Genomic DNA, 25,658 nt, shown 5'->3' with positions numbered 1-25,658 from the left:
CTTTATTCACCGATGTTGTCATAGTTAGCCGTTTACTAGTTTTTCAATAAAAAATTCTAAATGACCTGATGGTTGATTTGGTATTGGCCACTTAACTGCTTTTGTTGCTAATGTTTTAAATGCGACTGCTGCTGGCGAACTAGGAAACAACTCAACAATCACTTTTTGGCGTCGAGTCGATTTACGCATATTTTCGTCATACGGTATTGTTGCAACTAATTCCATAGATACATCCAAGAAACGATCGGTTACTTTTGATAGTTTAGCAAACAATTCTTGGCCTTCACGCATACTGCGGACCATATTGGCAACAATTTTAAATTTATACACACCGTGTTCACGACTCAGTACTTTAATGAGTGCGTAGGCGTCGGTAATCGAGGTAGGTTCATCACACACAACCACAACAACATCTTGTGCTGCACGTGAAAAGCTTAATACCATGTCAGAAATACCCGCGGCGGTATCGACAATTAATATATCAAACTCAGTGTTTAATTCGCTAAATGCGCGGATAAGGCCAGCATGTTCAGAAGGACTAAGTTCCACCATACTTTGCGAACCAGAGGTTGCAGGAACTATTTTAATTCCCGCAGGGCCTTCAACAAGGATTTCATCCAGCTCACATTCGCCAGATAAAACATGAGATAAGTTACGTTCAACACGAAGGCCAAGCATGACGTCACAGTTTGCCAATCCCAAATCGGCGTCGAGAACTAATACTCGATTTCCTTGCTGACCGAGTGCAATAGCGGTATTTAATGAAACATTGGTTTTACCCACACCACCTTTGCCGCCAGTCACAGCGATTACTTTAACGCCACTATTATTATTTTGATTCATTTTGCGCAGGCCGCTTGCTTGATCTAATACTGTGTTAATCATACATCCCTACTGTGCTCGACGCTACTGCTTGACGTCGTGAATGTTGTGCTTTTGCTCGTTTTAAATACAATTGTTCAGCCTTTTTCACTAGTTTTTCGGCATTTGCAACACGAATATCCTCAGGAACTCGCTGACCATTAGTAAGATACCCTATCGGAAGGCGATTTTGAATCGCTATGCTAATAATCTCACCTAAACTTAGTGATTCATCTAACTTAGTGAATATACAACCACTTAGTTGCACCTTTTTAAAGTGTCTTACGGTTTCTTGCAACACATTTATTTGTGCTGTAGCACTTAATACTAAGTAACTACGAATATCAACACGCTGATTACGCATTAGTGTATTAAGCTGCTCAGTCAAACGTAAATCACGTTGGCTCATTCCTGCTGTGTCTATTAATACTAGTCGCTTATTACGTAAATGGTATAGCACTTCAGCTAATTCATTTGCATCTTTTACTTGTTTAACACCACAGCCAATAATACGGCCATAAGTAGCAAGTTGTTCGTAGGCACCAATACGGTATGTATCCGTCGTAATTAATGCAACTTTGTCAGCACCGTATTTTTGCGCACCTAACGCAGCAAGCTTAGCAACAGTGGTTGTTTTACCAACACCTGTAGGCCCAACAAGTGCAAACACGCCGCCTTGACGTAAGATTTCGTTATTGGTCGTATGCATTTGGTTTTCAACCATTTGCAGGAGTGCTTGCCAAGCTTGTTGACGTGAAACATCGTCAGGAATAAAACACGCCATTTGCTCAGCAACATCACGCTCAATTCCCATCCCCGCTAAACGGTCAATCATACACGCACGAGTTGGATCACGACGTGCCATATCTTGCTGCATTAAGCCCGATACTTGATGTTCAAGTAATTGACGAATCGCATTCATTTCTTCACGCATTGTCGCCATTTCTGATTGATTAGCAGGCGCAGAATTTTTCTGCTCAACAGGCGAATCTAAATCATCAAAGCCTGCATCTAAGTCATCAAAGCCTAAGCTATGAGCTTGCGTTTGCACACGAGGCGCAGCTTGTTCTTGGTAACGTGGCTTTTGAGCAAACTCAGGTTGCTGCTGAAAACTAGGCTCTTTAGGCTGATAGTGCTCGCCTGTATCGATACCAGATTGGCTAAACATAGATGCAAGCTCAGGCGAACGAGGGCGTGGGGCTTGACGCTCAAGTAACGCTTGTAGGCTATCAGCAACTTTTGCTTGCGGCTCAGGTTTAGCACGCATTGGTTCAGGCTTTACAAAGTTATGCTGTGGCGTAGATTTTGATTGCACTGCTGCGGGCGCGGCTTCGGCTTTTGGGGCTGCTTTGTCGTAATCTACAGCAGCAACGATTTCAACACCGTTAGCGAGCTTTTTATTTGACATAATAACCGCATCAACACCTAACCCATCTTTCACTTCTTTAAGTGCAGTGCGCATATCTTTAGCAAAAAAACGTTTAATTTTCATGGTTCAACCCCTTTACTATCCTATTGTTGGCCTACTGAGCTGACAATCTTAATCTGTCTTTCGTCTGGTACCTCTTGATAAGACATGACCCTTAAACCTGGAATCGTGTACTTAACAAAACGAGATAACACAGTGCGTAACATTCCTGACGTTAACAGTATTGAAGGTTCACCGGCCATTTCTTGGTTTTGATGCGCTTCATTCAATGATTGTTGAAGTCGCTCTGCAAGGCTTGGTTCTATTCCGGCACCTTCGTCACCTGCATTTTGAAGTGACTGATGCAACATCTGTTCCAACTCAGGCGCCAAGGTTATGACAGGGATCTCAGAAGACATACCAACAGCATCTTGAACGATAAGTCTACGTAGTGAAATTCGCACTGCAGCCGTTAGTACATCAGGGTCTTGGCTACGTGGGCCATATTCAACAAGGGTTTGAACAATCGAACGCATATCGCGAATTGCCACCCCTTCATTAAGTAAATTTTGTAGTACTTTTACAACGGTGGTGAGTGGTAGAACGTCAGGCACCAAACCTTCAACAAGACGTGGATGGCTCTTCGCTAACATATCTAATAAGTTTTGTACTTCTTCATGTCCAAGTAGCAAGGCTGCGCTATTCGTCAGCAACTGACTAATGTGTGTAGCAACCACAGTCGCAGAATCAACAACCGTATAACCAAGAGATTGGGCTTCGTCTTTTTGATCTGGCTTGATCCATACTGCATCAAGGCCAAATGCAGGATCTTTTGTCTCAACACCTTTGATTGGGCCAAATACTTGACCTGGGTTAATTGCCAGCTCATCACCGTGCTTTAATTCACCTTCACCACTTGATACACCCATCATCGTAATGCGATATGCATTTGGATCGAGCTCTAAGTTATCGCGAATGTGCACAGGAGGTACTAAGAAACCAAGTTCTTGAGATAGTTTTTTACGCACGCCTTTAATGCGATTAAGTAGTTCTCCGCCTTGTGATTGGTCAACAAGTGGAATTAAACGATAACCAACCTCTAGACCAATAACATCTACTTGCTGAACATCATCCCAGCCCAGCTCTTTTTGCTCTTGTTTATTAGCAACACCGGTGCCTGATGCTCCGCCATTTGCTTCGATTTCTGCTTGCTCTGCTTCAGCTTTTGCTTTTTGTTTTTGCGTGAAATATGCAAGATAGCCAAGCAATGCACCTAAACTTAAAAATGCGATATGCGGCATACCTGGCACTAAGCCCATAGTGATTAGAATACCCGATGCAATATATAAAGATTTTTCGTTACCTAACTGAGTTTTAAACTGCTCCCCCATGTTGTGCGACTCATTTTGACGCGTCACAACAATCGCCGTACCAATTGAAAGTAACAGTGATGGTAATTGCGCTACTAGGCCATCACCAATCGTTAGCAGGGTATAAACCTCCATCGCTCGACTAAAGCTTAAGTCGTGCTGGATCATACCAACAAATAAACCACCAACAATATTGATTACAAGTATCACGATACCGGCGATGGCATCACCTTTAACGAACTTACTTGCACCATCCATTGAACCGTAAAAATCAGCTTCACGAGTTACTTCATCACGGCGCTCACGCGCTTGTTCTGCACTGATAAAACCGGCATTTAAATCGGCGTCAATCGCCATTTGTTTACCTGGCATTGCATCTAGGGTGAAACGTGCTGACACTTCAGAAATACGGCCAGCACCTTTGGTGATAACAACAAAGTTAATGATAATGAGGATAAGGAAGACCACTAAACCTACGGCATAGTTACCACCTATAACCACCGAGCCGAATGCCTCGATAACCTTCCCTGCTGCGTCACCACCGTTGTGGCCTTCAAGTAACACAACACGGGTACTGGCAACATTGAGTGCAAGGCGCATAATCGTGGCGATTAATAAAACGGCTGGAAACATACCAAACTCAAGTGGCTTCATGGTATAAACCGTGACCAGAAGTACCACAAGTGCGAGTGCGATATTAAACGAAAAAAGAATATCTAAAAGAAAAGGTGGCAGTGGTAAAATCACCATACCTAGCGCAGCTAGCACTAGTAAGGGTGTACCCACACCTTTAGCATACTCTTTTTTATCTTTATTAAGTTGTTGTAATACCGCTTTAAATTCCATAATTCAACAATTTCAAAAAATTGACACTACACGGAATTTGCAATAACTATTCCAAGTTACAAAGAAATGGATATTTAAGTCACACGGCCATCAATTACATGAATCACTCTAGAGGCGTATTCAAGTTCTTGTTGATTATGAGTAACCATTACAATAGTTTGCCCTTTCTCGTTTAAGCTTTTGAAAATATTCATAATATTTTCACTATTCAGTGAGTCAAGATTACCCGTTGGCTCATCTGCAAAGATAATTTTCGGTTGAGTAATTAAAGCTCTTGCAATAGCAACGCGCTGTTGCTGCCCTCCAGAAAGTTGATTTGGGTAATGTAGATACTTTTCGGCTAAGCCGACTTGCTGTAAATAAGCTTTTGCTTGCTCAATGCGCTGCGTTTTTTTAAACTTGCTTTGGTAAGTCAAGGGCAGTGATACATTCTCCCAAATACTTAACTGCGGGATCAAATTATAGTTTTGGAAAACATAGCCAAAATATTGATTGCGAATTGCAGCCGCTAACTCATCATTAAAGTGAGTGGTTACTTCACCTGCTAGTTGATAGTGTCCTTCGCTAGGTCGATCCAATAAACCAAGAATCGTTAAAAGCGTTGATTTTCCACCACCAGAAGGGCCTGTTATGGCAATGAATTCCCCCTCATAGATAGTTAAGTTAACATCAAATAAAACTTGTTGTGGTATACCGCTTAACTTAAATACTTTTGTAAGGTTCTCAACGCATAGTAACATTACTATTGCTTCCCAATCACATGACAAGTTTTGGAGCTGTACTTCCCCAATTCTTACTCTGCTCATAACTTACTAATAGTTCACCGGAGTTTACACCATTAGTTATTACCACTTTTTGCTGCGACATTGCTCCAAAATGAATAGTACGCTTAGTTAGTATTTCTCTTTGTGAATCAAAAATCCAAACATCTTGTTGTGTATGTTCTTGCTTAGCTGTACGTTTTTCTGTGAAAAAAGTACTTTTTATTATTTGTGTCGTAATTTCAACCCTAGCAGATAAATCTTGTCGTAGTAATAAATCTTCAGCACGCTCAAAACGAATAAACACGTCCACAAAGCCATTGTCAACATTCGGGCTTACTCGCTCCACTTCCCCACCTAACCATGTGCCATTAACCCGAATATTAACTTGGCTTAAAGGTTGAATACGCTGCGCTTCGCGTTCTGGAACTTGTGCTACAAACTGTAAATCATCACTATTTGACAATTCTAAAGCAGCCATACCAACTGACAAGTTTTCACCTAATTTAGCATTAATTTTTTGTATTTGCCCTCTCTCATTGGCTAACAACTTTAACTGTTCAATATGGCTTTCTAATGCAGATATTTCATTTGAAACATCTGTAATTTTTGATTGTGCGAGAATATTCTCTTTTTTATGAAGTGTGTTCATCGAATCTAACGTTTTTGCCGCCAGATAATGCTGTCGCTCAAGGTTTTGCAATCGTACTTGGGTGGTCATTAAATCCAATGATGAAATAATACTGTTTTCTGCCAGTTTTTTTTGTGCTGAATACTGTGCTTTTAGGATCTCATACTCACCAGCAAGCCTTGCAACTTCAGTTTCTTGCTTCACCAACTCTAATGCTAAACGAGCACTTATTAGTTCAAACTCCAATTGCGCATTATTATGCTGTGTTTGTAATTGCGACCGCTTAAATAATAAATTATCGTTAGTCAATTTTAAAAGCACAGTTCCTAGCTCCACATATTGCCCTTGTTCAACTAGAATCTCTTGTACAACCCCTTCTTGCTTAACTGTAACTAAACTTGGGTTACGGCTTTTAAATTGACCATTAGCTACGACCTTAATTGCAAAGTCACCAAATTCAACAGGACTCAATTGCAGATCATTACGCGTAATTTTATTTTGATTAAGATAAAAAACCATGATTATTAGTGTAGCTACGGTCAGCCCAACACCTATACATAGTAGGAGTAATCGTTGTTTCCGCCTTTGGGCAACCTGTTGTTGAATATATTTAAGATCCATTTTATGACTCACTTTTAAGTAAATTGGCAGGGGTTAAACGACACTGTTTAAAAAATTGCCCAATAACATAGTAAATTGCAATCACCAGAACAATTGAGGCTGCAATCAAGACTGTGAACAGGGCTCCTGATACACTCACAATTAAAAGGCGCGGCTGCAAAAAGGTGTATAATAATGCAAATACAAAAGCTAGAAACAACGCTATCAGCCACTCATGCAACAGTTCTTTAACTAATAATCGACTTAGCCACTTCTTATTTGCTCCCATCGCACGCATAGTTCCCCACTCACGATTTCGCAGTAGTAAAACCTTAGTGATATGCTGTGTAAAAGCTAAAAACAATACTATTAACGCCAACCCCATAAGTACGAAACAAATGATCATGGTTGTGGTTTCACGGATCAGCTTACTGCCAATAAATGCTTCTAACGAACCACTTGTCTTGATCCTCATTTGTAAATTATATTCTTCGAATGCTTGCTGTAATTCATCAGAAATATCAGTTAATTCAATATATTCAGGAAAAACCATGCTACGAAAATTAGACAAAACTGTTTCACGTGGATAAATAACACGCTGTGGAGTTGCAACATGTAAATCATATGGAATATCTTTAACCACCGCCCTCACTTGATAAAGGTTATCCTCCCCCTGCTGAATGTACTTGCCAATGATCTCACTGGCATCAAAACCACAAACCTCTAACACACTTTCTGAAATAGCAATATCACCCAGTCCCCAATCGCTAACATTAAGTGCTTGTCCTGTAATTGTTTTAAATGGATGACCATAGAATCTATTTTCCCAACCATCAAATACTGCTTGGCACTTTTCATCATTAAATTGTAAACTTTTAAAACTTAAATTACGGTCTCCTGGTAGTGTGCTTAAAAAGCCTATGCCTGTAATTTTCTGGGCAAGAGATCTTACTATGCTTTCCCACTGGGAGTTAACCATGCCTTTGCCGTCATACTCAATATTAATCATATTAGGGTTGGCTATTATATTTTCTGTACCCCGCTTCTTTAATACTAGCCAATGGCTATAAGTGGAAATGGATAAAAACACACAGGTTGTTGCTAATACAAAAAGCAATACATTTAAACTTCGTACTTTTAAAATCGTGCTGCGAGTCAAGCTAGCCTTTTGTGCTTTTAAACCAGTTAATAATATTTTTAGATTAATAATTGCTGGAAAGCACAACGATACAATGACCATAAAACCAGCAAAGGCAAAAAACAAATAGCTCAAAGAAGGTAAATCAACATTCAAATGTACCCTTAATGTATGAAAACTAACTCCATGTAAAATCCACAAGAAAACTAGACCCAAAAAGGCCGCAATAATCATTACTGGCTGAATAAAGTAAATATTATTAAAAAATATACTCCAGTTATTACCGCCCAATGCATAACGAGTGCTATTTTCTTGGGCTCGTACTAAATTAAACCGAGTTAATACACTAATTAAATTTACCAGCGTCACTAAAAATAATTGAATAGCTGCGATTAAAAACAAAAATTTCATCAACAGCATGTTATCTTTCGCTTTTTGATCAAAAAATTTCCCTTGGATCAAACCAAGGGTTTTATCATCTGATCCTTTTAAGCTAATTACCCTTCGAATATCTGTAAATAGGTACTTTTGCTCTTCATACAATTTTCGAGCTTGCGCTTCCACTTCTGCAAAATTGTGGTCGGAAGATAGACCTAGTACAGTACGAAACACAGGCATAAACTCTGCGAATTGAGATGGCGATATATTGTCGTATTGAGCGGAAAACATAGTGAACAGCTGGTTAAAACTGGATGCAAGGCCAAATTGAGAGACATCTAAAATAATATCCGGCCTTTCACCATCAGGAAACTCAAAGCTGTTTTGATCAAATATTGCTGTTACTTCATAGTGCTGACCACCAACCTTGATACTTGGACTATTACCGAGTTCAGATGCGATAGCTGCTCCCTGCAAAACACACTCCGGTTGACAGTGATAACGCTGAGTACCGTTTAAAAATTTGGGATTGAGCATAGTTATATACTGGCTATTAGTATAAACCACATTTAATTGTTGTCCTTTTCCTGCAATTTCCACATTATTAGTATTTTGAGCCCAAATTAAACGTCGCCGTACATTTGAAACCTGATCTAATTTTTTACTAACATACGCACTAGTATGGGATAGTGAACCACTCGGGTTAAGTATGCCAACAGCATAAATATTTTGGCTACCTTGACTAAATGCCCCACCCGAAACCGCCATTCCTAGCAAAATAATAAACGCGAACAATACCCCAAAAGCTGTACCAAATATTAGTAGCTCCTTTTTTGCATGTCTCCAATACCGCCAAAGTCCGTAAAACATTATTCACTTCATACCAATAATAAGTTCAGCTAATTCTAAGAGTACGCATTAGGGTTAATTAACCATTACCGTTTTGAGTAAGAGATAACCTTGTTTATCATTAGTAAAAAGAGACGTTAATTTATTCTCAGCTTCATCGCAGGGAGGGCATGGACTTAGATTTGAGTCAATAACATGTAATAAAAGTACTTTTTTTCCTTGTTTAAAAAAATCTTCCTCAGCCAAGTAATTCTGTAAAAATACAAACCCTTTTTGATTTTGAGAGTTTAAGGTGTCTTGCTTGTAAGTGATTCTATCAGTAGATATCGCACGAATATCTTTAACAGTGTAATAATAAGCAGGGACTCCTTTTTCATCCCAAATGTAAATAGATGGTGCCGTATTTGGCATACCTGAACTTAAAAACTGCATAGCGGGTAATGTAATCTCCTTTTCAAATATACTTTCTGTTGCATTAACACTTCCAGCGATAAGGAAATAAAAAATTACTAACAAAGTCTTCATATATTCTCCCTAATAGTAAAGGGGAGTTTACTTCCCCTTATTTTAAATAACTAATGTATTAAAATTATCTCTGCTCGCATGAAACTGTAATTTCAGTTGTACAACCACCTGAAGTACAAGTCACTTTTACTCCTGCACTACACTTCGCATAAGCTGCAGCACTACTACCTAAAGCAATTGCAGAAACAAACATTATTTTAATTATTTTTTTATTCATAAATATATTCCTTCATATCATTATTATTTAAATTAAAATAGCTAACAACAGAAGCTGAATAAGTGGAAATGACACACTCAAACAAGTACCCTAGCTAGGTACAATTAAGCAGTGAAGAGTCTACATTGCAAGTTTTTTTGTAAAAATACTAAAAAAGTTCCAAGGAATAATTATTAAACACCAATTTAGGTCAGAAAATTTACCTCAGTGAATATAAAGCATCAATATTTATAATCATCAGGTATTGGCAGTTTTTTATTCAGTGGGATTGGGCGTTTACCACGACCTTTTTTGAAGCGTTTTAGCTGAAATACATAAGCAAGTACTTGTGCAACCGCGGTGAACAGTTGATCGGGTATCTGCTGTCCAACTTCTGTCGTATGATAAAGCGCACGCGTAAGTACTGGCGACTCAACGATAGGAACATCATTACCCTTGCCCACTTTACGAATTTGCATAGCAAGCTCATCAAGACCTTTAGCAAGTACGATAGGCGCCCCTGCTTTTGCTGTGTCATATTTAATGGCAACAGAATAGTGAGTCGGGTTGGTGACAATAACATCTGCATCTGGCACATCTTGCATCATTCGTCGTTGCGACATTTCTCGTTGCGTACGACGAATACGTGCTTTTATTTGAGGGTCACCTTCTGAGTTTTTATACTCGTCTTTGACTTCTTGAAGTGTCATTTTCAGCTCTTTATGATGCTTATGACTTTGGTAAGGCGCATCAATAGCTGCAATAACAATTAAAGTACATGTCAGCCCTAAAAACATCCACGATAAAATCTCAAGGGAGTGGATAATATTACCAGGCGCACTTTCTATACTCAGATGCAGTATCTCATCGAAAAAGGTATTAATTAAAAACACTGCAAAACCAGCCACAACCGCAAATTTTAGCAGCGACTTCACCAATTCAATCCCCGCTTGTGGGCCTAGCATACGTTTTATGCCTTTAGCTGGAGACATTTTATTGGCTTTGGGCGCAGCGGCTTTCCAACTAAAATTAAAGCCCCCCAATAAGGTATTACCAATAAAAGCAGCAATAACGATGATAAAAACAAACATCGCCATAGGAAAGAGCAAGGCATCACCCACAACACCCCAAACCGAGAACATTTTTGTGGTGTCATAGGTTTCATTACGATTTAAGCTAAGCAATCGCCCCATCACGTTATACAAGCCTTTGCCAATTTCTGGCCCGTACAAAAGCAGCGAAATAGCAGAAAACATGAGAACAAACATTGTACCAAGCTCTTTCGAACGAGCTACTTGACCTTTTTTCTTCGCGTCTTCTATTTTTTTACTGGTGGGTTCTTCGGTTTTTTCTTGACCTGAATCTTCAGCCATAGCGCGCTCCTAAGGGGTACAACCAACAAGGCTACACATCAACTCAACCATTTTCAGCCACTGGAACTCGAACTGAGTCATAAAGTTGCCCAGCGTCGCCCAAATGATCACAAGACCGGCCACTAAGGTGAACGGGAAACCAATCGAGAAAATATTAAGCTGTGGTGCTGCACGTGTCATCACCCCAAACGACATGTTAATGACTAGCATGGCTGTCAATGGCGCTAAGGCTAAAACGAGGGCTGTGGTGAACATCCAACCACCCCAAGTGACGATATCCCAGTAATGATCCACTGACCACCAGCTACCATCAATTGGTAAAACTTGAAAACTGTGGATGACCATTTGAATCATCATCAAATGCCCATTGAACACAAAAAACAATAACGTCGCTAATATGAGATAAAATTGACCCACCGCAGGTACGCTTAAACCATTTGAAGGGTCAACCACTGACGCAAAACCAAGACCGGTTTGCATTGCCAATATTTGGCCTGCCAGCACAAAGGTATTGAGCAACAAAACAGATGCAAAGCCAATAGCAACACCAATCAACATCTGTTGAATAACGACCAGTATCATTTCAAACGAAAACAAGCTTGTAAAACTCGCCGGAGGTAATACAGGCACGGCTACTAAGGTTATAACTACCGCCAAACCTAATTTTATACGTGCAGGAACGTTTTTTGCGCCCAAGCCCGCCATTATCATAATCATGGAGCTAATGCGCACCAGCGGTAGTAAAAAGTCACTTAACCACTGAATGACCACTGCAAATGGAAATTCCATTTACCCTGCAATCTCTGGAATTGATAATACTAAACCATTAAAGTAATCCATCAACTCTTGAGTAAACCAATGCCCACCGATTATTAATGCGCTAATTGTTATCAATAAACGCGGTAAAAAGCTTAACGTTTGCTCATTAATTGATGTAGCCGCTTGGAAAACAGCCACAACCAGTCCCACTAATAAACCAGGTACAACGATTGCCGAGACTAATTTAATCACTAAGAAAAGTGCGCCACTGAGAATATCAACAAAGATTTCTGGTTCCATCGTATCGCTCCTAGTTGCTATTGGTCACATTAAGCATCGCTAGACCCCTAGACCAAAGCTCTTTGCAAGGGTCCCCATCACAAGACTCCACCCATCGACTAAAACAAACAGCATAATTTTAAAGGGTAAAGATACAATCATTGGCGACAACATCATCATACCCATTGCCATAAGTACTGATGCAACCACCAAATCGACTATGAGAAACGGTATAAAGAACATAAAACCGATAATAAACGCGGTTTGTAGTTCACTTGTTACAAACGCAGGAATAAGCACGATTAGCGGTGTGTCTTCTGGAGAGTCAAGCTTATCGTGACCTGCGATCTTTGCAAAAGTCTCTAGATCTTTAATACGTACTTGGGAAAGCATAAACGCTTTCATGGGTTCTTTTGCAAGCTCTAATGCCTGTACTGACGTCACTTGCTCATTCAAATATGGCTCGATTGCCCGCTCATTTACCTGCTGATAAATCGGTGCCATGATGAAAATGCTTAAAAATAGCGACATACCAAGTAATATTTGATTAGAGGGCGTTTGTTGTAAACCAATTGCTTGACGCAAAATAGCGAGCACAACAATAATACGAGTAAATGAGGTCATCATAATAACTGCGGCAGGAATGAAGCTCAGCGCAGTCATAATTGCAAGGACTTGTAAGGTTACAGAGTAATCTTGCGAGCCATCTGGATTCGTTGTAATAGTGAGTGCTTCGATACCCTCAGCATGAACAGACGGTAAAAACAGTACACTTGCTAAAATAAGTAGCCACTTGATCATAGCGTTAGTTCTTTTTATTTATAGATGATTGAGTGTTAAGTAAACTGCCAAATCGTTTTGCTAGTTCAGGCAATTCCTTTTCTTTGAGCGGTGTTTCAAGCTTATGTAGGTAATTTATACTGTGAGGCGTCACACCAATTAAGTGCTGGCTGTTATCTATCTCTACCACCATTAGGCGCTCTCGCGAACCAAGCGGTAAACTACGAATCACCTTAAACTCATCACTGTTGGTTAGATTAGGGTTAAGTTTTTTGACAAAGAAGGCAAGTACAACAATAACCACAAGTACTAAAAACAGCGACATCACCATAGACAGAATATCTGCCGTCGGTGATGCTGTAGGCATTGTAGTGCTGGTTACACTTGTTAGTGCTGCTAAAGTAATCATCGTAGTTTTTTAATTCGCTCAACTTGGCTAATTACATCTGTAAGACGAATACCAAATTTATCATTAACAACGACCACCTCACCGTGCGCTATCAAGGTGCCATTGACTAACACATCAAGAGGTTCACCGGCAACACGGTCTAACTCAACAACTGAACCTTGGTTGAGTTGTAATAAGTTACGGATATTTATTTTAGAGCGCCCTACTTCCATAGAAATAGTAACCGGAATATCTAAAATAGTATCAAGCTTGCGTTTTTCTTCGCCAGACAATTCATGCTTTTCATCTTTAAGCTCATCAAGTTCTGCGACGGCAGCTTCACCTGTGCCATTTTCGGCTTCCTCAGCTTCGGCTAGTGCCGCAGCCCATTCGTCCATTGTATCTTGATCATCACTCATTATATTTAACCTTATAAATCGACTACCAGTCTAAATCAACACCTTCAGATAGGTGCAAATCATCTTCTAGTTCTGCTAATTCTGCATCTGAATCAAGTTTTTTACCACCTTTTGTAAACACATGTAGTTCCGACTTAACTGATTCAGGACGTTTAATTTTTTCGCTGATTTGAAGTGCCACATTATCTCTTGAGCGACCCATTTTCGCCCTAAAGGTTGGCAGTTCTTCAATAAACACTGTGATATGCTCTGGCATTTCAACCGGTATAATATCGCCGGCTTTGAGCTCCATTATTTGTTCAAGTGATAAATCGACTTCAAGCAGTTGGGTCGATAAATCAACTTCAACATCCATAATTTCATCACGTAATGCTTTACTCCAACGTAAATCTGTATCTTCAGTATCAGATTGTACACCGGCATCAAGTAGCTCACGAATAGGCTCAAGCATTGAGTAAGGCAGTGCAATATGAAAATCACCGCCACCACCGTCTAGCTCAATATGAAATGAGCTAATTACCACAACCTCTGTTGGGCTCACGATGTTTGCCATTGCGGGGTTAACTTCAGAGTCTAGGTATTCAAATGACACGTCCATAACAGGTGCCCATGCTTCTTTATAATCTTCGAAGATTATTTTAAGTAGCATTTGTACGATACGACGTTCAGTAGGGGTAAATTCGCGGCCCTCTATTTTGGCATGATAGCGTCCGTCCCCACCAAAAAAGTTATCTACCAAAATAAACACTAAGCGTGCTTCCATGGTAATTAACCCTGTCCCCTTGAGAGGACGAAAACGTACCATATTCAAACTTGTCGGTACAAACAAAGTATGGATGTATTCGCCAAACTTGATCATTTGCACGCCGTTGATAGACACTTCGGCGGTACGGCGCATCATGTTAAATAAGCTGATCCGCATATGCCTTGCAAAGCGCTCGTTGACGATTTCCAAGGTCGGCATACGACCACGGACAATACGATCTTGTGATGAAAAGTCATACTGAAGCGTACTACTGTCCGAATCACCACTTTCGCCAATATCTTCCTCTTCGACTTCATCGACACCATGTAATAGCGCATCAATTTCGTCTTGGGATAATAAATCGCTCACGCTGACCCCTTATTGCATCACAAAGCCGGTAAACAATACCCGCTCAATCACTTTACTGCCCTCAACATCGTTTAATGCAGATTGAACTTTTTCAAGTGCAGCTACTCGCACCGTTTCTTTTCCTTCGCTAGTACCCAACTCGTCGGCGGTTGTGGTAGAAAGTACACTTAATAAAGTGCTTTCAATTAAAGGAATGTGCTTTTTGGCTGTTTCTTCATTGACTTCGCCGCGCACTAAAAGCTGCACTTTTATTTGCACTATACGATCTCGACTAGCACCAGGTACATTGAACACAAATGGGCGTGGCATCGCAACATAGAGCGCAGAACCCACTTCTGCAGAGCTTGAAGGTGCTGCAGCATTATTTGCTACGGTTGTTTCATCGGCAAGTGACTCAGCGGGTGCATCATCACCCGAAAATAGAAAATAACCTGCGCCAGCTGCCACCACAATAGCAACGACAGCTATAATGATGATCAACTTTTTTTTACTTTTACCGGTATCTTCTATTTCTAAATTTACATCTTCAGCCATTATCACTTCCTTCACGATTACAGCATATTATTTAAGCAGTACATACTGTAACTAATTTATTTCTTATAATAGCAGGACTTAAGCATAGTAATCTATTGATGATGAAGATTGTTGTCGAGAAGTTTCGACATTTGTTGCAGCAGTGTTAGTCTGACTTTCTTCTTCATGTTGATTACCCGCTAGATTCCCTTGCCCTTGTTCGGGGTCTTGCTGCGCTCCAGATTCACCTTGTTGAATACTACTCTCACCAAGTTCAATACCTTGCTGCGCCAACATTTCGCGCAGGCGTGGCATTGATTGCTCAAGCGCTTCTTTCGCTTGCTGGTTTTGAACCACAAAGTTAATTTGCGCTTGCTCCGCATCACTACGGATACGAATGTGCATACTGCCCATTTCCGGTGGGTCGAGACGAATTTCAGCTTCTTTATTATTGATATTTAATAATGCACTGACTCGCTCTTGCAACATTTTAGCAGCGTCGCTTTTTACAATATTTATCGCTTGCATGACGCCTGGGTCAACACTCACCGTTTTACTGCTCGTCTGTTGTACCGATTGTGTTTGTATATTTTGTAGCTCAAGTGCTTGTTCGTGCTGCTGCGCTGCAAGTTCATAGGCACTTGGTTGTGCTGTCGTTGTCTGTGTTGCTAATTGATTGAATAATTGCACAACGCGTGCTGATGCAGGCTCTCTAGTTGCTTCCTTCACAGCTAAAATCTCAGCTTCACTAAGTGGTTCATCCTCTGCAGTCATATCAACAGATGGTTTATCTGATGCCAGTTCTGAGCGCGAAGTGCTGTCTTTATTTGACTGCGCCGCCGCATAGCTTGTGATGGCCGCGCTCTTATCTGAATGATTTACAGCCTCAGTTAAACGTGCTTGCACTGCGGATAACTTGTTATATTGCTCAGAATCTTCAGGCAATGTTTGTAACTGCTCATTCACTTTATTCAATAAAACTTGTTGCTCACTTTTAGTCAGTGCGCTTATTTGTTTTTCTATTGATTGAGGTAATTTACTGCTCGTATCTTTACTTTCATTTGCAAGAACTTGCTCATTATTTTGTAAAGCATTGTCACTCTTAACTGGGTTATTACTAGATTGAGTGTTCAATACTTCACTAAGCAGTGATTTAATCGCTTTAATATCACTGTTTTTGAGTTCGCCGCTTGCTTTTAATTCAGCTACTTGCTGTTCTAACTTAGCTTGTTGTTCTGGTGATAAAGCAAACTCTTTAGCTAATTGACTAACGGCTTGACCATCTCCTTTTTGTAGCTGAGCGAGTATACGGACTGTTTGTTCATCACTAATGCTCGCAGCTTTCGTTGGTTCTGCTGCCACTTTTGACTCACTTTGCATAGCAACTTTTGACTCATCAGTGTTAAGTTGCTTATCTATTTGTGCACTGCTTTGAGCTGCAACTTTATCCACCAGCGCTTCAGCTTTACCCACCACTGGTTCAACTTTATCTTTGGGTGGTAAATTAGCAGCGTTCAATTCGTTATTAACGGCTGTCGCAACCTTTGATTTTTCGATTAAGCTGGCAACAGAAGTCGCGTCTTTTACTGACGCTCCGTCAGGTTTAGTACTTTGTGTATTAGCAGCACTCGCAGGCTGTTCAGCTTCTGCGTTATTGATGACGTTAACGTGGGTACTCATCGCTTGCGATGCATTAATTTGCAATAATAATGTGTTGTCTTCACTTTTTGGCTCATCTTCGCCTGTTTCTGACGGCTTTGAATCATCCACTTGTTTGGCAGGTTCACTTTGACGATCCTTACTGGTGGTTTCATTTGCCGCATCATGGGCTTGTGTAAGCGTTGATAAAAAGCTTACATCTGATGATTGCTCTGAAGAATCTGTTTCTTTACTTGAAAAACCAGTACCTTGCTCTGTTTTTACTTGCAAATTAATTTCACTGATCGCCATAATTCACCTGAGTTTAAAGGGGCAATTTGCCGCCGTAAGTGCCAAAATAAATGCTACTAGCAAGTACAAATGCAAATTATATGCCTAAAAAATTACAGTGTTGGATTTTTCAACTGGCGTTGATAGAATTGATTTGAAGCGAACTCGTCCAGCATCTTTTGCTCACTTTTAGCGACAGCCGCGGCCTGCTTAATTGCCTGTTTTTCGATAAGCTTAGCAACTGCTTTTGCTTTAACTTGCTGTTTTAACCACAGAGTTTTTCGCTGCGCAACAACTTGCTTTGCGGTATTCACGGTGCTTGCCTGTTGACGAATCGCTTCTTCTATTTTGGCAATAAACGAGTGGTACTGACTAAAACCTGCGCTTGATAACCCTGAACGCCCTTTGGTATGCAGTTGCTGTGAGTATTCAAGACGAAAGTTATTTAAGCCTTGTAGCTTTTGTTGATTACTTTGCAGATGTTGCTGTGCTTTTAAGTAATCCATACGCAGCGATTCTTCTTTATCATTTTCAAGCTTTAGTAATAGAGCAAGTTTATTTTTAGCCATTATGCTTGTCCTAACAGTTGTGCTAGGCCTTGTAAGCCATCGTCATAGCTGATCACATCTTTCATGCCTTGTTGTAAAAACTGATTCACTGCTGGCATCATATTAATTGCTTGATCAAGCATAGGATCTGTTCCTTTTTGATAAGCACCCAGCGTAATCATATCTTTATTCTGCTGGTACATAGAATAGACTTGTTTAAGCACTCTTGCTTGTTGCATGTGCGGCTCTGAAACAACTTGCGGCATAACCCGTGAAATAGACTTTTCTATATCGATGGCAGGATAATGACCACTATCAGCTAAGTCTCGCGATAACACGATATGACCGTCCAAAATAGCGCGGGCAGAATCGGCAATAGGGTCTTGCATGTCATCCCCCTCGCTCAACACAGTAAAAAATGCAGTAATAGAGCCTTGCCCTTCACCACCGTTACCAGCACGCTCAACTAACGCGGGTAATTTTGCAAACACGGAAGGCGGATAACCTTTTGTTGCCGGGGGCTCGCCTACAGCGAGCGCGATTTCACGCTGCGCCATCGCGTAACGAGTCACTGAATCAAGCAGCAGTAACACATTGAGACCTTGATCACGAAAATATTCGGCAATTGTGACGGCACTTTCACAGCCTTTTAAACGCATAAGTGGTGATGCATCAGCAGGTGCAGCAACAACAACGGAACGTTTACGCCCTTCAACACCAAGAATTTCTTCAATAAATTCTTTTACCTCACGGCCACGCTCACCCACTAAGCCAACCACGATGACATCGGCTTCTGAGCCTCTGGTCATCATACCAAGTAACACTGACTTACCCACACCTGAGCCTGCAAATAAGCCCATACGCTGACCTTGTCCAACAGTGATAACGGAATTGATCGCCCGCACCCCAACATCCATTGGCTGGCTAATTGGACGTCTAGCAAGGGGGTTAATCGCGTTTTGTGCAAACTTCAGATAGTGCTCAGCCTTAATTACACCTAAACCGTCAAGTGGACGACCAAGACCATCAATAACACGACCGAGTAGACTCATACCTACAGGCAAACCTGTTTCGTTAACTTGAGGAATAACCCGTGCGCCAGGTAACACGCCGGAAATATGATCATTTGGCATTAAATATAAGGTTTGATCATTAAAACCAACAACCTCAGCATCAACATAACCATTGATCGTTTCAATTTTGCACTGGCTACCAACCGGTGCGCGAAGACCTTTCGCTTCCAGAGTTAAACCAACAACGCGCGTCAAAATGCCTGCGACAGCAGGCTTACTGACTTTTATATGCTTTTCATAACGCTTTAAACGTTCGCCAAGGGGTGTTTGACTACTCATACTGAGCCTAAAAAGTGGTTAGATACCACTGTTATGCAAAAAGTTTTCCAATGTTTCTTTGACGCGGGTTTTTACGGTCATATCTATTGATGACTGAGGTGTTTTAACTTCACATCCACCGCGTTCAAGGGTCGGCTCTGCCACTAACTGCCAGTGATTATCTGCAACAGTTTGTTCACCATAACTTTCTGTGACAAGTTTAATATCATCAGGGTGTAAGTGAATACGGACTTTTGTTTGCTCATCACCTAATGCATCTATCGCCTGCTTTAACGCGTGTAAAACAACATCTGGCGAGGTTTTAATTTCTTGATAAATCAGTGACTCACTTAACATCACAGCCAGTTGCACAAGCTGTTTTTCAGCGCTTTCATCCACTTGTGATAAAGGATTTGATAGGCTATCAAGTAAGCCACGTAATATCGTGAGCTGCTCTTCGATTATAGGCTTAACTTCTTCTTGGCCTTGAGTTTTACCTAACTCTACACCTTCTTTGTAGCCGGCTTCTTTACCTTCACCTACGCCCTTTTCAAAGCCATCAATATAGCCTTGCTCATGGCCTTGTTTTAAACCTTCCTCAAACGCATCTTGACGAATTTTTTCTAGCTCAGCCATTGTTAATGCGGGTATTTCTGGCTCTTCAGGCTCTTCCTTTGCGGGTGCTTTTTCTTGCTCTTTACGATATAGATCAGCTAAAGGCGTGCCAAATGCAGTAGAGCGTCCCGCGTACTTGCGAGTATCTTGTTCAACATCAGGAATTGGCCAATTTTCTAAAAGTTCATCAACCGCTTCGCTGGCGTGAACAGGTTTACCTCGGTGAAGTGATGGTTTATCCATGATTTACAGGAACTCCTCTCCACCACCGCCACCAAGCATAATTTCACCTGAATCTGCTAAGCGACGTGCTGTTGACAGAATTTCTTTTTGTGCCGTTTCTACTTCACTAATACGCACAGGCCCCATTGCTTCTAAGTCATCAGCAAGCAATTCTGCAGCACGTTTTGACATATTGCTTAGGATCTTTTCTTTCAGTGCTTCGTCGGTACCTTTGATTGCTTTCATGAGTACATCTTGTTGCACTTCACGAAGAATCGCTTGAATGCCTCTATCTTCTACATCCATTAAGTTTTCGAAGACAAACATTAAGTCTTGGATTTGTTGCGACATTTCTTCGTCATGCTCACGGATTGAATCCATCAACTGACCTTCAACATTCGTATCTAGGTAGTTCATGATATCTGCCGCGGCTTTCAGGCCACCCATTTTCGCTGCTTGCGCACCTGCTTGACCAGCAAACTGTTTCTCCATGATTTCGTTTAATTCTTGGAGTGCCGCAGGTTGAACTTCTTCAAGGTTAGCAATACGCATGGTTAAATCAAGGCGCACTTTTTCTGGGAACTGCGACAAGATCTCAGCAGACTGCTCAGGCTCTAAGTAAGATAAAACAATGGTCTGGATCTGCGGGTGCTCATTACGAATAATATTAGCAACCTGTTTAGAGTCCATCCATTTTAACGAATCGAGGCCTTTCGCACCTGAGCCCATGACAATCTGATCGATTAAGCTTGCTGCTTTATCTTCACCGAGGGCTGCGGTTAGTGCTTTCTTAATAAAGTCTTCAGATTGGAAACCAATAGTACTAAAGCTTTGAATTTGTTCAATAAACAAGTTATGCACAGCGCTAATTTTTGCTTGCGATAAATCATCCAGTGCGGCCATTGCCATCCCCACTTTTTGAACCTGTTTTGGCTCTAAGTGTTTTAGGATTTGTGCTGCATCCTCTTCTGATAAACTCAGCAAAAGTATCGCTGCTTTATCTACGCCGTCTAATTTGTCGACATCAAACGCCGCAGGTAGTTGTTTTTCTTGATCAGTCATCTTCTGTTAACCACGCTTTCACTACTTGTGAAGACAATTCAGGCTCATTTGCTACCAGTGCTCGCACTGCTTTAAGTAAATCTTCATCGCCATGTAAATCTGGTAGCTGTAGTGTACCATCACTTGAGAATCCTACAGCAGCCGAGTCAAAGTCTTTATTTAGCATATCTAGTGTACTATCACCAATATCTATACCTGAGCTTAGCGCATCTTCATCATATTCTTCCAGTGTATCATCTGGGTAAATTAAGCGTTTCAGCATTGGTTTAACAACAGCAATTATTAGTACAATGATTACCAATGCGCCCAGCGCTAAACGTAGCATTTTCATGAACCACTCTTGTTCCCACAGTGGTATTTCGATTGCTTCTCCTGTGTCTTGGCGAACAAAAGGCACGGTTACAACTTCTAGCGCATCACCACGCTGCATATCAAAGCCAACACCACCTTGTAATAAGCGACGGATATTTGACAATGCCTCAACCGAGCGCGGTACCATTGTTGTTTCACCGTTTTCACCGACTTGAGGTACATAGTCAACGGCAACAGATACACTAATACGACGGATAACCCCTGTTTGCTGACGTTTATGCGAAATCGTTGTGTCTAACTCGTAATTACGGGTTGCTTCTTTGTGAGAACGGCTCGGGTTAGTTGCTGTACCAGCACCACCTTGACCCGCTACCTCAGGGATATCAGAGTTAACAGGCGGCTGGTTTGTTAAGGCACCAGGAATACCAACCGCTAAACCACCAATGTTATTTTCTTCAAACGTTGTTTCACTGCGTACGGCAGGTAAATCTGGGTTAAAGCGCTTTTGAGTTTCTTCAACGGCACTAAAGTCCATATTCAAATCTACTTGCGCTGTGTAATTACCTAACCCCACAACAGGAATAAGGATACTATCGATTTTATTAAGATATTCTTCTTCGCGTTTGCGCTCAATTTCATACTCTTTACGTGAGCGAGCTGCCAGTGAATTTTGTGAGCCTGAGTTAAGTAAACGGCCATTTTGATCGGTAACTGTAACGCGCTCAGGTGACAGCCCTTGTACAGCTGACGCAATAATATCAACCACTGAGTCAACTTCTTCACCATCGAGTGTGCGGCCACGCTTCAGGGTTAGCACCACCGTAGCAGAAGGCTGTTTTTCACGACGAGCAAACACGTTTTCTTTTGGAATAGCTAAAAGTACTTTGGCGCGAGTTACATTTTTTAGCTCTTCAATGGTGCGCGCAAGCTGCTGCTCACGGCCATGTTTTAAACGTTCACGTTCAAGGCGTTGGCTTACACCAAATCCCATATCTTGCATGATGATGTCAGTACCTGAGCTTGGCGCTTGCTCAAGGCCTTCACGAGCCATCAATAGCTTAATATTTTGGTATTCACCTTCTTCAACCGAAATGACATTACCATCTAATTCATAATCAATCTTTTGAGCATCTAAGAAGTCGAGAGTTTGAATAAGCTCTTCCGTTGGCATTTTACCAAGCGGTCGCATATCTGGCTGACGAGCCCAAATAATAATAAAAATAGCAATTGCCAAACAGATAGCCAGTGCAATAACTAACGTAACCTGACGAAGTACATCCACACCGTTCAGGGCACTTAAGTATCCAGACTTTTGCTCTTGTTGTTCCTCAGTATCAGGTGAATCGACTCCACCACCTGCTAAGGCTAGATCAGTTGATTGATTAGATTGCGCCACAATAATTCTCCACTACCTAGTTAAACAGGCATGTTCATAATGTCTTTATATGCTTCAACAAGTTTGTTTCTTACTTGTACCGTCGCCTCAAAAGCCACTGAAGACTTTTGCGAAGCTATCATCACTTCTGCCAAGGAAACACTGCGATCTCCCATCTCTAATGCGGTGACTTTTTGCTTAGCGTCTTGTTGTAGGCCATTAACGTTATCAAGCGCATTACTAAGTAAATCACCAAACTGTGCTGATGAAGTCGGCTGAGCTTGTGTTGGTAAGTTATTAACTGACTGGCTACGGCCCGCTTCTAGAGCCATAGATTGCATTTCTTGAAATAATGCGCTGTTTTGAATTTTCATAATACTCTCTGACGATGCAGTTCACTTACCAAGTAAAATGCACAAAGCGTGCCACAAATAAAAACCAATAAGAACAAGTGTTTATTGTTATATTTATTGTTGTCAGAGTTTTGACAGCAAACAAGCTCACGATAATGTGAGCTTGTTTGTGTAAGAAGAAATATGGATTAGGCTGGTAATGCGATCCCAAGATCACGCATTTGCGCCAACTTATACCTAAGTGTACGAGGACTAATTCCTAAAGTCTCTGCAACCTCTTTGCGTTTACCTTGGCATTTGGCTAGCGTCTCTAAAATAATACGATGCTCTTTATCTTTGAGTTCGTCTTTATAATTACCTTGCTCGTTCACTTGAGGAATACTCGCAAGTTGAGGCTCTACAGGCTGCTCTTGATAAATCGGGGCATTATGGGATGGAGCCGGCTGAGTTAGCTCTGAACTTGTTGATAACAACTCTTCGATGAAAATATCATTCTCATGAATACTGTTGCCATCACATAAAATGAGTGCCCGTTGAATAACATTATCAAGCTCGCGAACGTTACCAGGCCATGTGTGCGCTAAAAGCTTTTGCTTTGCGCCTTCTGTAATCAGTGCAATTGGCTCTTTGCTTTTCAAGCAGTGTCGTTCAATCAAATGCTCAGCAAGAATAATAATGTCACCTGGGCGCTCAGCAAGTGGCCGCCACATTAGGGGGAATACATTTAAACGATAGTATAAATCTTCTCTAAATAGATTGTTACTAACAGCGTCTTTTAAATCACGGTTGCTGGTTGCCAAAACACGAACATCAAGTTCAATCGTTTTACGGCTACCCAGTCGCTCCACTTCACGCTCTTGTAATACACGCAGTAATTTTGCTTGAAGCCCTAAGTCCATCTCAGTGATTTCATCAAGTAAAATGGTGCCACCTTGCGCCTGTTCAAATTTACCTGGGCAAGCTTGAATAGCGCCTGTAAAAGCACCTTTTTCGTAACCAAATAATGTTGCCTCAAGCATGTTTTCGGGGATGGCTGCGCAGTTAATTGCAACAAAAGGCGCATCAGCACGGCTTGATTTATCATGAATATAACGCGCTAAGACTTCTTTACCTGACCCACTTGGGCCAAGCACCATAACACTGGCGTCAGAGCGAGCCACTTTACTGGCCAGCTCAAGTAGCTTTATGCTTGATGGATCTGCGACAATGGGACCTTCGGTCTCTTTTTCTTTCTCTGGTAAATAACGACTGACCATATTAAGAAGCACTTCTGGCGCAAACGGCTTGGCCATATAGTCAATAGCACCAAGGCGCATTGCTTCAACCGCATCATCAATGGTGGCATACGCTGTCATCATCAAAACAGGCAATTCTGGGTAGTTCAGCTTAATGCTGCGCAATAGGTCGAGACCACTCATAGTGCCCATTTGCACATCACTGACTACCAATGCATAGGTATTTTGTTTTAACAAGACCATTGCCTGCTCGGCACTGTCGGCAGCAATACAATCAATACCAGACATTTCTAGTGTATCAATCAGCGCTTCTCGTAGGCCTGCGTCATCTTCAACGACTAAAATAGGATGGGTACTCATTTTGCCTCCGCTAACATAGGTTCTGCACTAATAGGCAAGATCAAACTAAAACAGGCACCACCATGTGCGTTGTTATAAACTTCAACCCGCCCTTGATGGGCATTGGCGACTGAACTGACAACAGCCAGTCCAAGCCCTGTGCCTTGGCTTTTAGTGGTAAAAAACGGTTCAAATAATTTATCTGCTAAACTAGTATCAATACCTGGGCCATTGTCGCTGACACTTATGCGCACACAATTTTCATCTTTGTCATCTCGCTTAGCACTCAGCTCAACACGTGCCTGACTGCCAATTATTTGAATACTGTTATGAATAAGGTTTTGAACGGCACTTGCCAGTGCTGTTTTATTACCGACTATTTCAATATCTGGCTCAGGTAAACTAACAACAAGCTCACTATGATTTTGGGCAACCATTGCATCGGCACCCACTTTAACTTCACTTAAAAGTTGTTGCATCGAGACACTTTCAACAACTTGCTGCTCACCACTTTTGGCAAATAAAAGCATGTCATTCACTTGGGTTTCTAAATCTTTTAAACGCGACATTAACTTAGTATGGAAATTACCACGCGATGCTTCTGGTAATCGCTTCGAGCCTAAGTTTGCAGCATATAACATAGCTGCAGAAAGCGGCGTCCTGACTTGATGAGCAAGAGAAGCAACCATTTTGCCAAGGGCACTTAAACGCTGCATATGCGCTACACGTTTTTGCAACCTGCGCGTTTCGGTCAAATCTGTCATTAGGATAAGTTGCCCAGGCTCAGGAGCTAGAGCTGTAATATCGAGCTTAATTAAACGACCATCTTTTAGTGACACCTCATGGCCATCATCTTGCTTAGGGCGAAATGAGCGTTGAATAACGCTAAACCACTTTTCACCTTCTAATGGCTCACCCAGCATGTCTATTGCAATTTGATTTGCTTTTGCAATCATGCCGCGCCCATCTAGCACCACCACACCTGCAGGCATAGTATCAACCAAATGACTAAGCCAACTTGCCTGCTGGCGAAGCTCACTTAATTCCCCCACATACTCTTCTTGCTGTAAACATGGGTTATATTGATTAGCTGTGATAAATTGTGGTTTTAGTACATTTGCCAAGGCCATAATTAACTACTCAAAAATC

25 protein-coding genes are annotated in these 25,658 nt (G+C 41.3%); all 25 read right to left on the bottom strand.

Going from position 1 to position 25,658, the window contains the following annotated elements:
- Positions 1 to 24: 24 nt before the first annotated feature.
- The gene (locus L3V38_RS01405; protein WP_062569740.1) at positions 25 to 885 is read right to left on the bottom strand and encodes a MinD/ParA family protein; all 861 of its coding nucleotides are present in this window, start codon (positions 883 to 885) and stop codon (positions 25 to 27) included.
- Complete coding sequence (gene flhF, locus L3V38_RS01400) at positions 878 to 2,353, bottom strand: flagellar biosynthesis protein FlhF (RefSeq protein WP_237118146.1); 1,476 nt, start codon at positions 2,351 to 2,353, stop codon at positions 878 to 880. The genes L3V38_RS01405 and flhF overlap by 8 nt, the downstream gene beginning before the upstream one ends.
- Positions 2,354 to 2,373: 20 nt before the next feature.
- Complete coding sequence (gene flhA, locus L3V38_RS01395) at positions 2,374 to 4,485, bottom strand: flagellar biosynthesis protein FlhA (RefSeq protein WP_237118145.1); 2,112 nt, start codon at positions 4,483 to 4,485, stop codon at positions 2,374 to 2,376.
- Between the two features lie 74 nt (positions 4,486 to 4,559).
- Complete coding sequence (locus L3V38_RS01390; protein ID WP_237118144.1) at positions 4,560 to 5,225, bottom strand: ABC transporter ATP-binding protein; 666 nt, start codon at positions 5,223 to 5,225, stop codon at positions 4,560 to 4,562.
- A gap of 16 nt (positions 5,226 to 5,241) precedes the next feature.
- The gene (locus L3V38_RS01385; protein WP_237118143.1) at positions 5,242 to 6,498 is read right to left on the bottom strand and encodes an HlyD family efflux transporter periplasmic adaptor subunit; all 1,257 of its coding nucleotides are present in this window, start codon (positions 6,496 to 6,498) and stop codon (positions 5,242 to 5,244) included.
- 1 nt (position 6,499) lies between these two features.
- The gene (locus tag L3V38_RS01380) at positions 6,500 to 8,863 is read right to left on the bottom strand and encodes an ABC transporter permease (RefSeq protein ID WP_237118142.1); all 2,364 of its coding nucleotides are present in this window, start codon (positions 8,861 to 8,863) and stop codon (positions 6,500 to 6,502) included.
- Between the two features lie 54 nt (positions 8,864 to 8,917).
- Positions 8,918 to 9,367 (bottom strand): hypothetical protein, encoded by a 450-nt coding sequence (locus L3V38_RS01375; RefSeq protein ID WP_237118141.1) that lies wholly within the window; start codon positions 9,365 to 9,367, stop codon positions 8,918 to 8,920.
- Positions 9,368 to 9,431: 64 nt separating this feature from the next.
- The gene (locus tag L3V38_RS01370; RefSeq protein WP_237118140.1) at positions 9,432 to 9,584 is read right to left on the bottom strand and encodes a hypothetical protein; all 153 of its coding nucleotides are present in this window, start codon (positions 9,582 to 9,584) and stop codon (positions 9,432 to 9,434) included.
- A 221-nt stretch (positions 9,585 to 9,805) separates the two neighbouring features.
- Positions 9,806 to 10,936 (bottom strand): flagellar biosynthesis protein FlhB, encoded by a 1,131-nt coding sequence (gene flhB, locus L3V38_RS01365; RefSeq protein WP_237118139.1) that lies wholly within the window; start codon positions 10,934 to 10,936, stop codon positions 9,806 to 9,808.
- A 9-nt stretch (positions 10,937 to 10,945) separates the two neighbouring features.
- Entirely contained in the window at positions 10,946 to 11,725 is a 780-nt protein-coding gene (gene fliR / locus L3V38_RS01360) for a flagellar biosynthetic protein FliR (protein ID WP_237118138.1), read from the bottom strand.
- Positions 11,726 to 11,995: a flagellar biosynthesis protein FliQ gene (gene fliQ / locus L3V38_RS01355; protein ID WP_062569735.1), complete on the bottom strand. Its 270-nt coding sequence runs from the start codon at positions 11,993 to 11,995 to the stop codon at positions 11,726 to 11,728.
- 39 nt (positions 11,996 to 12,034) lie between these two features.
- Entirely contained in the window at positions 12,035 to 12,775 is a 741-nt protein-coding gene (gene fliP / locus L3V38_RS01350) for a flagellar type III secretion system pore protein FliP (RefSeq protein WP_062569734.1), read from the bottom strand.
- Positions 12,776 to 12,779: 4 nt separating this feature from the next.
- A complete protein-coding gene (gene fliO / locus L3V38_RS01345) occupies positions 12,780 to 13,163 on the bottom strand; it encodes a flagellar biosynthetic protein FliO (protein WP_130150476.1) in 384 nt (127 codons plus the stop codon).
- A complete protein-coding gene (gene fliN / locus L3V38_RS01340) occupies positions 13,160 to 13,561 on the bottom strand; it encodes a flagellar motor switch protein FliN (protein ID WP_062569732.1) in 402 nt (133 codons plus the stop codon). The genes fliO and fliN overlap by 4 nt, the downstream gene beginning before the upstream one ends.
- 22 nt (positions 13,562 to 13,583) lie before the next feature.
- On the bottom strand, positions 13,584 to 14,675 hold the full coding sequence (gene fliM, locus L3V38_RS01335; protein ID WP_062569731.1) for a flagellar motor switch protein FliM: 1,092 nt from the start codon (positions 14,673 to 14,675) through the stop codon (positions 13,584 to 13,586).
- Between the two features lie 9 nt (positions 14,676 to 14,684).
- On the bottom strand, positions 14,685 to 15,209 hold the full coding sequence (gene fliL, locus L3V38_RS01330; RefSeq protein WP_062569730.1) for a flagellar basal body-associated protein FliL: 525 nt from the start codon (positions 15,207 to 15,209) through the stop codon (positions 14,685 to 14,687).
- Positions 15,210 to 15,287: 78 nt separating this feature from the next.
- Positions 15,288 to 17,138, bottom strand: a complete 1,851-nt coding sequence (locus tag L3V38_RS01325) for a flagellar hook-length control protein FliK (RefSeq protein ID WP_237118137.1) — start codon at positions 17,136 to 17,138, stop codon at positions 15,288 to 15,290.
- A 92-nt stretch (positions 17,139 to 17,230) separates the two neighbouring features.
- Positions 17,231 to 17,686 (bottom strand): flagellar export protein FliJ, encoded by a 456-nt coding sequence (gene fliJ, locus L3V38_RS01320; protein WP_237118136.1) that lies wholly within the window; start codon positions 17,684 to 17,686, stop codon positions 17,231 to 17,233.
- On the bottom strand, positions 17,686 to 19,017 hold the full coding sequence (gene fliI / locus L3V38_RS01315) for a flagellar protein export ATPase FliI (RefSeq protein WP_237118135.1): 1,332 nt from the start codon (positions 19,015 to 19,017) through the stop codon (positions 17,686 to 17,688). The genes fliJ and fliI overlap by 1 nt, the downstream gene beginning before the upstream one ends.
- A gap of 18 nt (positions 19,018 to 19,035) precedes the next feature.
- The gene (gene fliH, locus L3V38_RS01310; protein WP_237118134.1) at positions 19,036 to 19,854 is read right to left on the bottom strand and encodes a flagellar assembly protein FliH; all 819 of its coding nucleotides are present in this window, start codon (positions 19,852 to 19,854) and stop codon (positions 19,036 to 19,038) included.
- Between the two features lie 3 nt (positions 19,855 to 19,857).
- Complete coding sequence (gene fliG / locus L3V38_RS01305) at positions 19,858 to 20,895, bottom strand: flagellar motor switch protein FliG (RefSeq protein WP_062569725.1); 1,038 nt, start codon at positions 20,893 to 20,895, stop codon at positions 19,858 to 19,860.
- Positions 20,888 to 22,603 carry a flagellar basal-body MS-ring/collar protein FliF gene (fliF, locus tag L3V38_RS01300; protein WP_130150473.1) on the bottom strand — a complete coding sequence of 572 codons (1,716 nt, stop codon included), beginning with the start codon at positions 22,601 to 22,603 and terminating at the stop codon, positions 20,888 to 20,890. The genes fliG and fliF overlap by 8 nt, the downstream gene beginning before the upstream one ends.
- 20 nt (positions 22,604 to 22,623) lie before the next feature.
- Entirely contained in the window at positions 22,624 to 22,956 is a 333-nt protein-coding gene (fliE, locus tag L3V38_RS01295; protein ID WP_062569723.1) for a flagellar hook-basal body complex protein FliE, read from the bottom strand.
- 167 nt (positions 22,957 to 23,123) lie between these two features.
- Positions 23,124 to 24,530 (bottom strand): sigma-54 dependent transcriptional regulator, encoded by a 1,407-nt coding sequence (locus L3V38_RS01290; protein WP_237118133.1) that lies wholly within the window; start codon positions 24,528 to 24,530, stop codon positions 23,124 to 23,126.
- Positions 24,527 to 25,639 carry an ATP-binding protein gene (locus L3V38_RS01285; protein WP_237118132.1) on the bottom strand — a complete coding sequence of 371 codons (1,113 nt, stop codon included), beginning with the start codon at positions 25,637 to 25,639 and terminating at the stop codon, positions 24,527 to 24,529. The genes L3V38_RS01290 and L3V38_RS01285 overlap by 4 nt, the downstream gene beginning before the upstream one ends.
- Between the last annotated feature and the right edge of the window lie 19 nt (positions 25,640 to 25,658).

The organism is Pseudoalteromonas sp. L1, from assembly GCF_021728095.1.
Taxonomy (GTDB): Bacteria; Pseudomonadota; Gammaproteobacteria; order Enterobacterales; family Alteromonadaceae; genus Pseudoalteromonas.
This window is presented reverse-complemented; position numbering and strand designations above follow the sequence as displayed.